11 protein-coding genes are annotated in these 13,384 nt (G+C 63.7%); 5 read left to right on the top strand and 6 right to left on the bottom strand.

The annotated features are described in order from the left end of the window. Positions 1-3 precede the first annotated feature (3 nt). From rfbA to recQ, 4 genes are all read left to right on the top strand, one after another. Positions 4-888, top strand: coding sequence for a glucose-1-phosphate thymidylyltransferase RfbA (gene rfbA, locus A39O_RS0100065; RefSeq protein ID WP_020502668.1), 885 nt, complete (start codon positions 4-6; stop codon positions 886-888). Next, a complete protein-coding gene (gene rfbC / locus A39O_RS0100060) occupies positions 885-1,457 on the top strand; it encodes a dTDP-4-dehydrorhamnose 3,5-epimerase (protein ID WP_020502667.1) in 573 nt (190 codons plus the stop codon). The genes rfbA and rfbC overlap by 4 nt, the downstream gene beginning before the upstream one ends. Next, positions 1,454-2,383 (top strand): dTDP-4-dehydrorhamnose reductase, encoded by a 930-nt coding sequence (gene rfbD, locus A39O_RS0100055; RefSeq protein ID WP_020502666.1) that lies wholly within the window; start codon positions 1,454-1,456, stop codon positions 2,381-2,383. Before rfbC ends, rfbD begins: the two co-directional genes overlap by 4 nt. Before the next feature lie 1,565 nt (positions 2,384-3,948). Continuing rightward, on the top strand, positions 3,949-6,210 hold the full coding sequence (recQ, locus tag A39O_RS0100050) for a DNA helicase RecQ (RefSeq protein WP_020502665.1): 2,262 nt from the start codon (positions 3,949-3,951) through the stop codon (positions 6,208-6,210). 138 nt (positions 6,211-6,348) lie between these two features. Here the strand turns inward: recQ and A39O_RS0100045 are convergent, their stop codons facing one another. The 4 genes from A39O_RS0100045 to A39O_RS0100030 all read right to left on the bottom strand — a co-directional run bounded on the left by A39O_RS0100045 (position 6,349) and on the right by A39O_RS0100030 (position 8,456). After that, positions 6,349-6,849: a bacteriohemerythrin gene (locus tag A39O_RS0100045; protein WP_020502664.1), complete on the bottom strand. Its 501-nt coding sequence runs from the start codon at positions 6,847-6,849 to the stop codon at positions 6,349-6,351. A gap of 74 nt (positions 6,850-6,923) precedes the next feature. Beyond that, positions 6,924-7,379 (bottom strand): hypothetical protein, encoded by a 456-nt coding sequence (locus tag A39O_RS0100040; protein ID WP_020502663.1) that lies wholly within the window; start codon positions 7,377-7,379, stop codon positions 6,924-6,926. A gap of 21 nt (positions 7,380-7,400) precedes the next feature. After that, the gene (locus tag A39O_RS0100035) at positions 7,401-7,703 is read right to left on the bottom strand and encodes a hypothetical protein (protein ID WP_020502662.1); all 303 of its coding nucleotides are present in this window, start codon (positions 7,701-7,703) and stop codon (positions 7,401-7,403) included. Positions 7,704-8,123: 420 nt separating this feature from the next. Further along, positions 8,124-8,456 (bottom strand): hypothetical protein, encoded by a 333-nt coding sequence (locus A39O_RS0100030; protein ID WP_020502661.1) that lies wholly within the window; start codon positions 8,454-8,456, stop codon positions 8,124-8,126. 481 nt (positions 8,457-8,937) lie between these two features. Here A39O_RS0100030 and A39O_RS0100020 point away from each other — a divergent pair, with 481 nt between their 5' ends. Further along, positions 8,938-10,866, top strand: a complete 1,929-nt coding sequence (locus A39O_RS0100020; RefSeq protein WP_020502659.1) for a sensor domain-containing diguanylate cyclase — start codon at positions 8,938-8,940, stop codon at positions 10,864-10,866. Between the two features lie 683 nt (positions 10,867-11,549). On the opposite strand, the gene A39O_RS0100010 is transcribed toward A39O_RS0100020, so the two are convergent. Then, positions 11,550-12,482, bottom strand: a complete 933-nt coding sequence (locus tag A39O_RS0100010) for an Rpn family recombination-promoting nuclease/putative transposase (RefSeq protein ID WP_020502657.1) — start codon at positions 12,480-12,482, stop codon at positions 11,550-11,552. Between the two features lie 296 nt (positions 12,483-12,778). After that, complete coding sequence (locus A39O_RS40100) at positions 12,779-13,030, bottom strand: hypothetical protein (RefSeq protein WP_157639529.1); 252 nt, start codon at positions 13,028-13,030, stop codon at positions 12,779-12,781. Between the last annotated feature and the right edge of the window lie 354 nt (positions 13,031-13,384).

Here is a 13,384-nt window from a genome sequence, read left to right as displayed (position 1 = left end):
CCTATGAACCGAAAAGGCATCATCCTCGCCGGCGGGTCCGGCACCCGGCTCTATCCCATCACCCGGGCGGTCAGCAAACAACTGCTGCCGGTCTATGACAAACCGATGATCTACTACCCGCTGTCCACGCTCATGCTGGCGGGGGTACGCGATATCCTGATCATCTCCACCCCGCGGGATCTGCCGCTGTTCGAGACCTTATTGGGGGACGGGTCCCAATGGGGCATCCGACTCGCCTATGCGCAGCAACCCGATCCGGGCGGTCTGGCGCAGGCCTTTCTGATCGGCGAGACCTTCATTGAAGGCGACCCTTCCTGCCTGATCCTGGGGGACAACATTTTCTACGGGCAAGGTCTCGGTGACCAGCTCAAGGCGGTCGGCGAGCGCGCCAAGGGCGCGACCGTCTTCGGCTACTGGGTCTCGGATCCGGAACGCTACGGAGTCGCCGAGTTCGACGCCGCCGGTCAGGTCATCGGCCTGGAAGAGAAGCCCAAGCACCCCAAGTCCAACTGGGCGGTGACCGGCCTCTATTTCTACGACGAGGGGGTCTGCGAACTGGCGCGGAATCTCAAGCCTTCGCCCCGCGGCGAGCTGGAGATCACGGATCTCAACCGGCTGTATCTCGAACGCGGTGAACTCTATGTGCAACGCATGGGGCGCGGCACTGCCTGGCTCGACACCGGCACCCACGAATCCCTGATGGAGGCCGGAGCCTTCATCGAGACCATCGAAAAGCGCCAGGGGCTCAAGATCTGTTGTCCGGAGGAAATCGCCTTCAACAATCGCTGGATCGATGAAGCGCAACTCGCCGCCATGGGAGAGGAACTGCGTAAAAGCGGTTACGGCGAATACCTGCTCGCATTGTTACACCGTGGATGGCACGCATGAACGTGATCACGACCGATATTCCCGGCGCTATCATCATCGAGCCCAAGGTCTGGGGGGATGAACGCGGCTTCTTCCTGGAGACCTATCGCGCCGGCCCTTATGCGGAATTCGGTATCCGCGCGCCTCTGGTGCAGGATAATCTGTCCTACTCCCGACGCGGTGTCCTGCGTGGTCTGCACTGCCAACATCCCGGCGCCCAAGGCAAACTCGTACAGGTCTACGCCGGCGAGGTGTTCGACGTGGCAGTGGATGTGCGCCGTGGCTCGCCGACCTTCGGCCGGTGGGTGGGTGTCACGCTCTCCGGCGAGAATAAACGGCAGTTCTGGGTCCCGGCCGGGTTCGCTCACGGTTTTCTGGTGACCAGCGAGACGGCGCTGTTCGGCTACAAGTGCTCCGACTATTATCGACCTGAAACCGAGTTCAGCGTGCGCTGGGATGACCCGGCGATCGGCATCGCGTGGCCCCTGGAAAGCCAGGCCGCACCCGAACTCTCCTTAAAAGACCAAGCAGCACCCAGCCTTTCGGAGATTCCGTCCGAGCGGCTGCCTGCCATCGAGGACTATCCATGACCAAGCGACGCTCCACCCCGGATCGCCAGGAATCGAAGCTGCCAAGAATCCTATTGATCGGCGCCAACGGCCAGGTCGGCTGGGAGTTGCGCCGGACCCTGGCCAGCCTGGGAGAGGTTATCGCCGCTTCCGTGGAAGGAGGTTACGGCCCCATCGTCGACCTGCTCGACAAGGGTTTGCTCGCCAAGCTGGTGGAGGAATCGCGTCCGGACGCGGTGGTCAATGCCGCCGCCTACACCGCGGTGGACAAGGCCGAGACCGACCGCGACGTCGCCCGGCGCATCAATGCCGACGCGGTGGGTGAATTGGGAACGCTGCTGGCCGAACGCGGTATACCCATCGTCCACTACTCCACCGACTTCGTCTTCTCGGGGCAGGCAAGCCGGCCCTACACCGAGACCGACAACGCTGGTCCGCTGAATGTCTACGGGGAGACCAAACTCGGCGGCGAACTGGCCCTACTCGAGTCCGGCGCGCCCTGCCTGATCTTCCGCACCAGTTGGGTGTACGGGGCACGCGGCGCCAACTTCCTGCTCACCATGCTGCGCCTGTTCCGGGAAAAGGACGAGTTGCGCATCGTCGACGACCAGATCGGCGCGCCGACCTGGAGCCGGATGCTCGCCGAGCAGACCGCCCTGGTCCTCTACCGTGTGCTGCGCGGCGACCTGGATCTTAAACAGGTCGGCGGTCTCTATCACCTGACCGGCAGCGGCGAGGTCAGTTGGTTCGGCTTCGCCCAGGCCATCCTGGAACAGAGCGGCGCCAACTGCCACCTGATCCCCATCCACTCGTCCGAGTACCCCGCCCCGGCCAAGCGCCCCGCCTATTCGGTCTTGGACAACACCAAGTTCCGCGAGACCTTCGGGCTCTACATGCCGGATTGGAAGGAATCATTGGATCAATGTCTGGAGTTGATCCCCTGCTAAATCGCGCCCGGCGCGATATGCGATGTTTTTGGATTGGGTCAGCCTCGGTAGAATCGGCGATCCTCGGATCTGGCGCGATTTATAGCCATCGGACGTAATAATCGGACGTAGGGGCGGGTTTCAAACCCGCCCCTACACCAAGGGTCTGTCCGGATATCAGGTAGGAAGGCTATAGCAGGGCTTTCCGTCGATAGCGGCAACCCTAACAACAACAATGAACCGCCAGCCTCGTAAGCTCAGTGTGTGACCGTGAAAGTCACACCGGGTTCCCGTGGGAGCGGCCTCCGGCCGCGCTGGGGCCGCGCGAGATGACGCCCAGCGGCGTTCACCGCGGCACCGTATCGCGGCCGGAGGCCGCTCCCACGGGAGACGGCCAGCTTGCGGGGTCGGTCACCCTGTGAACGAACGCATAGCGCTGCTCAAGCGCTCCCAAGGCAGTATTCCAACTCAAGCTGACGGCTGATTGCTGACCGCTTTTTCCAGGATGAATGAGAGCAGACGGGCGGGAAACTGAGCCCCCTGAGAACCGCCCGCGCCCCCGACTCAAGGTCGGGGAGGCGGGCGGGGGGAAAACGCCGACAGCCAGGTGCTGACGGGCATGGCGTTCCGCGTAAGTCGGAAATTGAATGTTGTCCTCCTCGCCCAATCAATCAGGCTCGGATGTGGGGCTTTTGACAGCAACCCCGGCGGGGGTCGCGGCCTGATCGCCCTCTGTATTGTCGTCATGCCCCGCCACGAGTCCGGCGGCGTGGAGTAAGTCTAACGAGGACATTCGGTCTTTGCAAATGGTTTGTATTGTATAAACCGACTGCTTCCCTGGGCAGCCGCCGAACGCCAAATCGCGCGGCCGCTGCCGGTCACCAAAGCTACTGTTTTTCTGCGCCTTTCCGACCAAGACGTTGTGGGAGCGGCGTCCCGCCGCGATGGGGCCGGGCGCGTAACCCGACCGTTCGGGGTGACCGCGGCATCCATCGCGGCGGGACGCCGCTCCCACGGGGTCGCTGCGCGACTTTCACGGTAAAGCTACGCGACTGGGATCTCGGGCAGCCGCTGGCTTCGCGCATGGCCGGGGAATGGTCAGCAGAATGATTCGAGCGCGGATTCACAAGACACCCTGATCGGCAGCCGGTCGCGTGAGGCGCCGGCTGCCGGGGCTTTGGCAGAGGGATACCGGCCCGAGTGGGCCGGCCGGGAATTGGTGTCCTCCTCGCCCGGTACATCGGGTTTGGAGCGGGGCGCTGAGGCCGGACCAGAGCGGTCAGTGCCTTATCGCCCTCTTTCAGTTGCAGTCGCTCGTTCCGAGATCGGATGCGATGTAGGGATTTTAGCGACTTCGATTGGGCATTACAAATGGTTTGTATAGATTGACTCGCACACGTTTTCGTAGGCGCCGACCGAGAGTCTGGCATCCGGTACGCCAACGCTGTCTACGCGTCCGCAGAGGCCCCGGCCCCATCAGTTCCGATCGCACCCGCCCGCCCTTCCGCGAAGATTTTTTCGGCTCAAGTGGGTAGCATGGGCAGTGGTCATCCGACCCAATTCATCCTTCGCAACTGCACCAGACGATGAACCAGAACCCGTTGGAGATACTGAACCGGGTCTTCGGCTACCCGAGTTTTCGCGGCGCGCAAGAAGCGGTCATCGAGCAGATCCGCAACGGCGGCGATGCCTTGGTGCTGATGCCGACCGGAGGCGGCAAGTCGCTGTGCTACCAGATTCCGGCGCTGTTGCGGCCGGGAACCGGGGTGGTGGTCTCGCCGCTGATCGCACTGATGCAAGACCAGGTGGACGCCCTGCGCCAGCTTGGGGTGCGGGCGGCCTTTCTGAACTCGTCCCTGGCGGCCGACGAACAGGCGCGGGTGGAGCGCGCCCTGCTGGCCGGTGAGTTGGATCTCTGCTACGTGGCCCCGGAACGCTTGCTGAGCGAGCGTTTCCTGAACCTGCTGGGGCGGGTGTCGATTGCGCTCTTCGCGATCGACGAGGCGCACTGCGTCTCCCAGTGGGGCCATGATTTTCGGCCCGAATACATCCAGTTGAACCTGCTGCACGAGCGGTGGCCGCAGGTGCCCCGCATCGCGGTGACCGCCACGGCGGATGCCCCGACCCGCAAGGAGATCGTGACCAAGCTGGCACTGGAGCAGGCGGCGCAGTTCGTCTCCAGTTTCGACCGACCGAATATCCGCTACCGCATCACCGAGAAGGCGCAGCCGCGCCGCCAGCTCATCGAGTTTCTGCGCAACGAGCACCCGCGCGACGCCGGTATCGTCTATTGCCTGTCGCGCCGTAAGGTGGAGGAAACGGCCGAATTCCTGCGCGGACAGGGGTTCAACGCCTTGGCCTATCACGCCGGTCTTACGGCCGAGCACCGGCGGGCCCACCAGGCGGAGTTCCTGCGCGGCGAGGGGGTCATCGTGGTCGCGACCATCGCGTTCGGGATGGGCATCGACAAGCCGGACGTGCGCTTCGTCGCCCATCTGGACCTCCCCAAGAGCCTGGAAGCCTACTATCAGGAGACCGGTCGCGCCGGCCGTGACGGGCTGCCGGCGAATGCCTGGATGACCTACGGCCTGGGCGACGTGGTGATGTTGCGCCGCTTCATCGAGGACTCGGAGGCCGAGGAACAGTTCAAGCGCGTCGAGCTGCACAAGCTCAACGCCCTGCTGGGCTTCTGCGAGACCAGCGAGTGCCGCCGCCGGGTGATGCTGAACTATTTCGGCGAGACCTTGGCCGAGCCTTGCGGCAACTGCGATACCTGCCTGGCGCCGGTGGCGCGTTGGGACGGCACCGTGGCCGCGCAGAAGGCGATGTCGTGCATCTTCCGCACCGAACAGCGTTTCGGCGTGAATTACCTGATCGATGTGCTGCTCGGCAAGGACAACGAGCGCATCCGCCGGTTTGGCCACGACCGCACCTCCACCTTCGGGATCGGCCAGGACTTGAGCGCCGAGCAATGGAAATCAGTCTACCGGCAACTGGTCGCCGCCGGGCTGGTCGCGGTCGACATGGATGCCCACGGCGCACTCAAGCTCACCGAACTGAGCCGCGCTGTCCTGCGCGGCGAGCAACGGGTGCACCTGCGCCAGGACCCGGAGCGCCGGCCGGCCAGCCGCGCCGTGGAAAACAAGGGTCGAGCGGTCGCGGCCGAGACCCCGCTGGACCCCGAAGCCGCGGCACTCTGGGAGCGTTTGCGCGCCCACCGGCGGGAACTGGCGCAGCAGCAAGGCGTGCCGCCCTATGTGATCTTCAACGACGCGACCTTGCGGGACATGGTCACCTACCGACCGCGCGATGCCGACGCGTTCAGCCGGATCAGTGGCGTTGGCGTGGTCAAGTTGGAGCGCTATGGCGTCAGCTTCCTGGGCGTGCTGGCCGACCATGAGGCCGAGCACGGCCGGCCCGCCGACCTCCCACCGCTGCCCGAGCCGCCGACACGCGCCGACCGGTCGGTGGCGGGATCGGCCGCGGGGCCGCTAGCAGAGAAAGCACCCGCCGCGGGCCGCACCTGGGACCTGGGCCTGAGCGGTACCGTCCGCGAGACCCTGGAACTGTTTCGTGCCGGCCTCCCGCCCGCGGCGATCGGCGAGCAACGCGACCTCAAGCTCACCACCGTGTTCACCCATCTGGCGCGCTGCATCGAGGAAGGCGAGTTGAGCCTGCGCGACGTGGTCACGCTCCGCGAGGACGAGATCGAGGCCATCCGGTCCGCCTTCGACCAACTGGTGGGAGCGGATTCGCCGCAGACGCTCAAGCCGGTCTATGACGCCTTTCAGGGTCACTATGATTATGGCCTGCTGCGCTGCGTGCGGGCGGCCATGGCGCGTGACTGAGGCCATTTCGGCCTTATCGCCGTCGGACGTGATAACCGGACGTAGGGGCGGGTTTCAAACCCGCCCCTACACCAAGAATCTGTCTGGATATCAAGCACGAAGGCTATATTCGCTGTTTAACTTATTGGTAAACGGTTCCTAAGCGGAATCGGCATCGGACTCCGGCCAGCCACACAACGCGAAATAGTCCTTGGCGAACGCCCGATCGGATTCCAGGATGTGGGTGAGGAGCCACTGGCAGACCCGCTCCTGTGCGGTCTCGTCGAACACCGTGATGCCGAGCGCCCGCCAGTTGCGCAGCATCTCGCTGAATTGGCTCATGAGGACGACATGCTCGGCAGCGTGTTCTTCGGCCCGCGCATACCCGATGGCGCGCATGAAGGACTCTTCCCGCCGGAAATGGGCATGGACCTGACCGCCGAAGGCAACCAACGCCTCGACCAGATCCCGCGGGCTCGCTCCAGGAAACCCGGCGGTGCGCGGCGGTGCCACGCCCGCGGAAACGCCGGATGGAATCGCTGCCTGGGGACAGAAGCGCAGGCAGATGTCGATCACGGTCCCGATCAGGGCCCGGTGATCCGCGTCCAAGGCATCGATTCCCAAGGCCCATTCATCACGCCAGGTCAGCAACTTCGTCATCTTGTTCTATCTCGATTGCACAGCACGTTTCCTGCCCCAAAAGGTACGGGGGCAATGGGTCTGACGGAGACCCTTCAGCGGCGGCGCATCGGCACGATGCAGGACTCGCGGACCGGCGCGGCCCGTTCCCGCTGACGCGCCGCCTGGAGCCGGAGCGCCGCGCGAGTCTCGCCGATCAGTCGCCGCTGGGTTTCCGCCAAACCAGAGAAATAGTAGATGATTGCGTAAGGGAGCGGGGCCGAAATCGATTCACGCGGCCCGCCGGTCGGCCGCCAGGCGATCCGGATCAACCGGCCGCCAACCCCGTCCTGATGGGCATAACCGCCGTTGGCATCGACGAACACCACTTCGTCGCGCGCGATGACCGCCAGATACTGCATGGAGCGGATAGGCAAGAAACAGTGCTCGGCGCCGTCACGTGCCAGCAGCAGTTGCAACCCGTTGTGGAGATCAGCCGGCAGCGTGCCGGTCTCTTGGGCGTGCTCCGTCTCCGGTCGAAAGAAGGTTTCGCGGATCCGATAACAAGCCATGACTCTGTTCGCCGGGAAGGATCAGGTCTCGTCGTCCAGCGACGGGTCCCAGCCCTCGGCGCGGGCGCGCTCAACCGCCGCACCATAGATGCGGGCATGGCGCTCGGCCAGTTCCGGGGGCAGCCGGGAGGCCAGGTGACCGTAGGGTAGCCAGGCGTCATGGACCTGGTCATAGAGGTTTTCGATACCCTGAATGGTCCAGCCCTCACAGGTCTGCTCCTCGGGAATGAGGCCGAACACCCAGGCATCACGAATGATGTTGGCGGTGGGGGTCATGCCGCCCTTGGGCTCATGATTGATCCCATGATAGATTTTTTGGTTCATCGTGTCTGTCCGGTGGCTGTCTGGGCGGGAATTTACGCGCTCGGGTGGCCCGCGTCACCCTCTCGGCATCGCACGCACAAGCGTCTGTGAAAATCATCGGCGCGGGTCGGGTTGGCGCAGCCTCACCCCGCTATCCTAACAGAGTTTGACACATCAGATTATTTTTCTCTTGATATCATCCGCTTACAGCGAACTAAATCGATCGGTTGCACGACAGCCGTGACATCTCGCGCAGGTCTTGATTGGCGACCCCCGGGGACTAGCCGCCGCCCTCTCCAGTAGAGTCCTGAAGATGTCGGGCGCGGATCGTGGATGCTTGCCTGGAAGGGGCTGATGCGCCGGTTTATAGCATTCGGACCTGATAACCGGACGTAGGGGCGGGTTTCAAACCCGCCCCTACACCAAGGGTCTGTCTGGATATCAGGTACGAAGGCTATAATATTGATGTAGCGGCTGATCTTCCTGTTCTACATCAAGGCCCGCCCCGAGCTGGGCTCCGCGTCCATCAACCGGAGCGATGTCTACACCCGCGGCTACTGTCTGGAGCACCTGCGCGACCTCACCCTGACCGACCTGCACACGACCGAGGCGCAGCACGGTCACTATTTCGACAAGCCACTCAGGACGATCTTCCAGACGCATGATGACGACGCTGCGCCTCTTTGCACTTTCAAGATCAGTGAGCTGGAGCAGGTGTGCCCAGGCGTCAGCCGTGACATGATCCGTCACGTCCTGCGGGAGCAGCAGGGGCAAGGCGCCATCAGTTGCTCGGGGCGCGGCGCCGGCGCGGCCTGGTCGAGGGGCGACGCTGGCAATGAAGGTAATGAATGACCCTCATATGAGGGTAATGAACGAGGTAATAACCCAGGGAGGATTGGGATGCTGCCATCGCTGATCGTCGATGAGGGCGTCGCGGAGACGCTGCGCACGCAGTTCGAGCCCTCCAGCGAGCTGTTCCGGGACGCGCGGTCCGCCACCTGATCGAGGACCCGAGCTAGATCAAGCGTGAGCGCTTCCGCGACCGTCAACCGTGTGAAAGTGTCCGTACTGCGAAACGTCGGGGCGGTACGCGCGATCACGCGCTTGGAGTCGTCGTTTCTTAACATGCCACTACTATCGCATGCAGTGGTATAAATTAACTCGGAAATCGCCCCAGATATCGGAATGTTACGATGCGAGACCTGATCCCTTCTCCCTCATGACCCCTTCTCCCTCAGCATCGTCCACCGCATCGATGTCGAACAGCCCGTGCCTGCAGCGCATCATCTACCGCCATTATCTGCGCAGCGCGCTGGTCCCGATGCTGTTGGTCGAGTGTCTGCTGCTGGCGCTCTATTTCGGCATCACGCTCTATATCTCCGACAAGAATCAGGCGCTGTTGCTCGATGAGGTGCGGCGCAACCTGCTTGAGGTCACCGCCACCGAAACTGCGGGCATCGACATGCGGCTGGCCGAGATCGCCCGCCTGAGCCGTCTCCTGCAGGCCGATCATCAGCGGTTCTTCGCCAACCCCGAGACCTGTGTGCTGCCCAATGGCGAGCCGCGCCTGGAGCCGCATCCCAACGGCGCCTTTTTCAAGACCGCGGACAATGGCGGGGCGAGCCTCTACTACTCGGCCAGCACCGCCATCGGCGCGGCCGAGCGGCGCCAGGCGCGCTGTAGCGAGGCCATCGACCCGCTGCTGCGCGCCATCGTCGAGACCCATCCGCTGGTGACCCAGGCTTACATCAACACCGCCGATGGCATGAACCGGCTCTATCCCTTCATGCACGATGCCGCCGAGCGCTTCGGGCCATCCTGGAACGTCGAGGACCTCGCCTTCTACGTCGAGGCCGACGCGGCGCACAACCCCGGACGCGGTCCGGTGTGGACGGGCGCCTACCTCGACCCGGCGGGTCAAGGTTGGGTGATGTCGAGTCTGGTGCCCATCTACCGGGATGAGCGTCTGGTGGCGGTCAGCGGCATCGACATCACCCTCGATCGCGTGGTGAGCCACGTGCTCAATCTGAACCTCGCCTGGGACGCCATGGCCTTCCTGGTCGATGACCGGGGGACCATCCTGGCCATGCCACCGGGGGTCGAGCGGCTCATGGGGCTGAAGGAACTGCACCAGTACGACTATCAGGGCCCGATCGTCGGGACGCACGAAAAGCCCGATGAATACAATCTGCTGACCGGCCGGCATCCGGTCTTTCGCGACCGCCTGAGCCACTTTTTCAATTCGCGCGACAGCAGCACCGAACTTCACGTGGATGGCGCCGATTATCTGCTCATTCAGCGCATCGTCGCGCAGAACGGCTGGCGTCTCATGGTGCTGGCGGACAAGGCGAAGATCTTCGCCCCCATCGCGGATCTGCGCGCGCTCAGCACCCGCATCGGTTATCTGGCCATTAGCGGTATGCTGCTCTTTTATCTGCTGTTCTTTCTGGTGCTGAACGCCAGGGCGCGGCGCCTGGGCACCCGGATCGCCATGCCCATCCACGCGCTCTCGGAGGCCACCAGCCATCTGGGCCTGGAGCTGCGCAACCATCCCCTGCGCGCTGCCGGAATCCAGGAGATCGACGCGCTTAACCAGCACTTCAACGCCATGATCGAGGAACTCGACGAGCGCACCAGCCAACTGGCCGCCACCATGGTCCGCGAGCGCCTGCGCCAGGAGGAGACGCGGACCCTGGAGCGTCTGGCGAGCACCGACACCCTGACCCAGGTCCACAACCGGCGCAAGATCGATGATCTGCTGGGCGCCGAGCACGCCCGCTTTGCGCATGGCGGGCCGCCCTTCGGCGTCATTCTCTGCGACATCGATCATTTCAAGCAGGTCAACGACCAGCACGGCCATCTGGTTGGCGATCAGGTACTCACCGAGATGGCGCGCCTGCTCGCCAGTTTGCTGCGCGAGAGCGACTGGCTCGGCCGCTGGGGCGGCGAGGAGTTCATCATCTTCTGCCCCAACGCCAGCCGCGCCGGCCTGGCGACCCTGGCCGACACCCTGCGCCAGCACATCGCCGCCCATCGTTTCGAGGTCGTCGGCGCCAGGACCGTGAGCCTCGGCGCCACCCTCGCCCGGCCCGGCGAGAGCCTCCAGTCCTTGTTCGCCCGCGTCGACCGCGCCCTCTATGCCGCCAAGAACGGCGGACGCAACCGCGTCGAGGTGGCGGATTGATGGCGTTGGCAGTCTCGGCATGTGCTCGCTGGCGGGACTAAACACCCATCCTACGGGACGAATAATCGTGAGCCGTGCTTCTTCGGTGAACAGGACGACCATGCCTATTCGCGGGTCATTATCGCCGTCGGGCGCCGGTACGTGCCATACATCAACCACAGCGACCGGCGCACGGGAACCCTCTGGGACAGCAGGTACAAATCCTCCCCGGTGCAGGCCGAGACGTCTCTCCTGTTGTGCCAATGTTACATCGAGATGAACCCGGTCCGGGCGGCCATGGTCGCCGACCCGGCGGAGGGCCTTGATCATCGTTCCGGCCGTAGGGTGGACAAGCGCTAGCGCAGTCCACCGAATCCCGCGCCGCCGCTGGTGGACTGCGCTGCGCTTGTCCACCCTACGATGTCCCGTGGCCGGAACCGTGATCAAGGCCCGGCGGAGTATCCTTGGTCGAGCGATCGGCATCACGCTCTTGGTGCACCAAACGGCATCCTGTCGCCACATGAACTGTACATGGCTTTGGGCAATAGCGCCGTCGCTCGGCAACTCGCCTACCGGGAGTTATTTGTCACCGGGTTTGCTGTGGAACCAGGAATTGACGACGCTGCCGCGTCTCGTAGAGTGCAGTCGGGTCTTGCATTCACACATGGGTGATTACAAGACCTGAGCCCGAACCCCGCACTACATCACGACCGCGTCTCGGGGTCAGACGGTTCCGGCTGGTCGGCGAGCAAGCGCTTCAGCCGCGCGATCTCGGCCAACGCTTCGTCCTTGGCGGCCCGCTCCTGCTCCGCGTCTGCCCGTGCCTGCTCCTTCGCCGCCCGCTCCTGCTCCTTGGCCGCCCGCTCCTGCTCCTTCGCCGCCCGCTCCTGCTCCGCGTCCGCCCGCGCCTGCTCGACCTCCGCGCGCAGGTCGTCGAATTCGAGTTGGATGCTTTGCTGTTCGCGCAGAAAGTTCTGCCGCGCCTGATAGGCATGGTAGGCGTGCTCTTTCTCGGAGAAGGCCTTCAGTGTGTTCATGGCTCGCCTCATCTCTTGGGTCTGCATCCAGGCGGGCAGTGCGTTCTCATCCAGACACTCCGCCTCTTTAAAGAACTTCAGCCAGCGCTCCTGCTCGGTTTCGACCGCGTCGGCGGCGAATTTGCTCAGTTCCAGCAGCCAGATGCCGCCGTGGTCCAGAAAGACACGTCCATGCGGGTCGCGCATCCGGAATACGTGGGCATAGTCCGGGGCATCCGGCAACAGCGTCTGACCCAACAGCCAGATCGCATAGGTGGGGCGCAGCTTGCGGTAGCTCTCGCCCTCTTTGATCTGTGCGCTGTAGAGGTCGGCCCAACCGTAGAGGATGCGCGCCGGCAGGTCGCGGTGATTGAGGAGTTGGACCTCGACCTGATACATCTGCCCGGTCGCGTCGCGGGCCTTGACGTCGACCACGGTGAGCTTGTCGTCGAGAAATTCCTTTTCGTTATAGGGATTCTGGATCTCCACCGCGGTAATCGGCCGGGGCAGCTCCGCGCCGAGGATGGCGTTGAGGAAATGGATCAGCAGGTCACGGTTGGCCTCCGCCCCCAGCAGGGCTTTGAAGACGCAGTCAACCTTGGGATCGATGGGATGGCGCATGGTGGCAGTGTAGACAGCCGTTGCCGGTGCGACAAGGGACGCGGTCCCGGGGCACCGCGCCCGGCGGGAGGCACCGCCGGCTCAGCCGGGTTCGCTGAGCGGACCGCATCCTGCGCGGAACCAACCGACGCGCGTTCCGCGTCGGGTACGCGCCAATTTCGGGGACAGTCTACTCAATTCGGTATCTGTAAACGGGCGCTGCCGTGCGCAGCGGCGCCTGGTTCTGTCGCAAATATGAAACGGCCGCATGATGCAGATTATCGCCGCGAATGTAGAGCGCGACTAAGAAGCCGGTGTCAACGAGTAACGGGGTCACGAAATCGGTCCCGCAGCAGTTGGCGGCTATTTTTCGCGATATCGCCGGAATGGGTTCGGTCCGCCCCAAATCCTTCAACGCCCAGGGCATAGGGTGTGAGCGAGGGGGACTCGTCGCTCAAGAGCTGGTGAAGAGCACGCTCGATCGCTTGATCTTCTGTCATTCCGTGTGTCTGACAAAAGATCGCCAGCCGCTCTTCCAGCGTCTTTGGCAAGCGAATGGAAAGGCTCATATCGCGTTCTCACTGGCGCTCTTCAGTTGACGATAGAAACCGGCGGTGGGCTCGTCTTCCGGCAGAGCGCAGGTGCCGCCGTTGAAGCGCTCCTATCTGCTGTGCTGCATACGCGAGTCGTCGCGGATTCCGCCAATGTCTCGTCGGGGTGGGCGGGAAAGACCCCAAACCGAAGGGTACGCCGAACTCAACAGACAGACAAGAACCGGTTGCTGCCCCCCCACGGCCCCGTCAAAGTCGGGAGTCTTGACATAGAGCACGGGTGTCTTTCCGGCAAGCCTGCATGAAATCCCGTCTCTAGCCCAGTAGCCTGGGAGCCCCGTATGTCGTCATCTGGAGGCTCCACCGCATGTC

This window comes from Lamprocystis purpurea DSM 4197 (assembly GCF_000379525.1).
GTDB lineage: Bacteria > Pseudomonadota > Gammaproteobacteria > Chromatiales > Chromatiaceae > Thiodictyon > Thiodictyon purpureum.
Note: the sequence above shows the minus strand (reverse complement) of the source record. Positions and strands in the feature narration are given on the sequence as shown.

What these genes read in the sequence shown, in the direction of transcription:
- A39O_RS0100020 (WP_020502659.1), top strand. Translation starts at nt 8,938, where the DNA reads ATGTCGAACAGCCCGTGCCTGCAGCGCATCATCTACCGCCATTATCTG.
- A39O_RS40100 (WP_157639529.1), bottom strand. Translation starts at nt 13,030, where the DNA reads ATGAGCCTTTCCATTCGCTTGCCAAAGACGCTGGAAGAGCGGCTGGCG.
- recQ (WP_020502665.1), top strand. Translation starts at nt 3,949, where the DNA reads ATGAACCAGAACCCGTTGGAGATACTGAACCGGGTCTTCGGCTACCCG.
- rfbD (WP_020502666.1), top strand. Translation starts at nt 1,454, where the DNA reads ATGACCAAGCGACGCTCCACCCCGGATCGCCAGGAATCGAAGCTGCCA.
- rfbA (WP_020502668.1), top strand. Translation starts at nt 4, where the DNA reads ATGAACCGAAAAGGCATCATCCTCGCCGGCGGGTCCGGCACCCGGCTC.
- rfbC (WP_020502667.1), top strand. Translation starts at nt 885, where the DNA reads ATGAACGTGATCACGACCGATATTCCCGGCGCTATCATCATCGAGCCC.
- A39O_RS0100010 (WP_020502657.1), bottom strand. Translation starts at nt 12,482, where the DNA reads ATGCGCCATCCCATCGATCCCAAGGTTGACTGCGTCTTCAAAGCCCTG.
- A39O_RS0100045 (WP_020502664.1), bottom strand. Translation starts at nt 6,849, where the DNA reads ATGACGAAGTTGCTGACCTGGCGTGATGAATGGGCCTTGGGAATCGAT.
- A39O_RS0100040 (WP_020502663.1), bottom strand. Translation starts at nt 7,379, where the DNA reads ATGGCTTGTTATCGGATCCGCGAAACCTTCTTTCGACCGGAGACGGAG.
- A39O_RS0100035 (WP_020502662.1), bottom strand. Translation starts at nt 7,703, where the DNA reads ATGAACCAAAAAATCTATCATGGGATCAATCATGAGCCCAAGGGCGGC.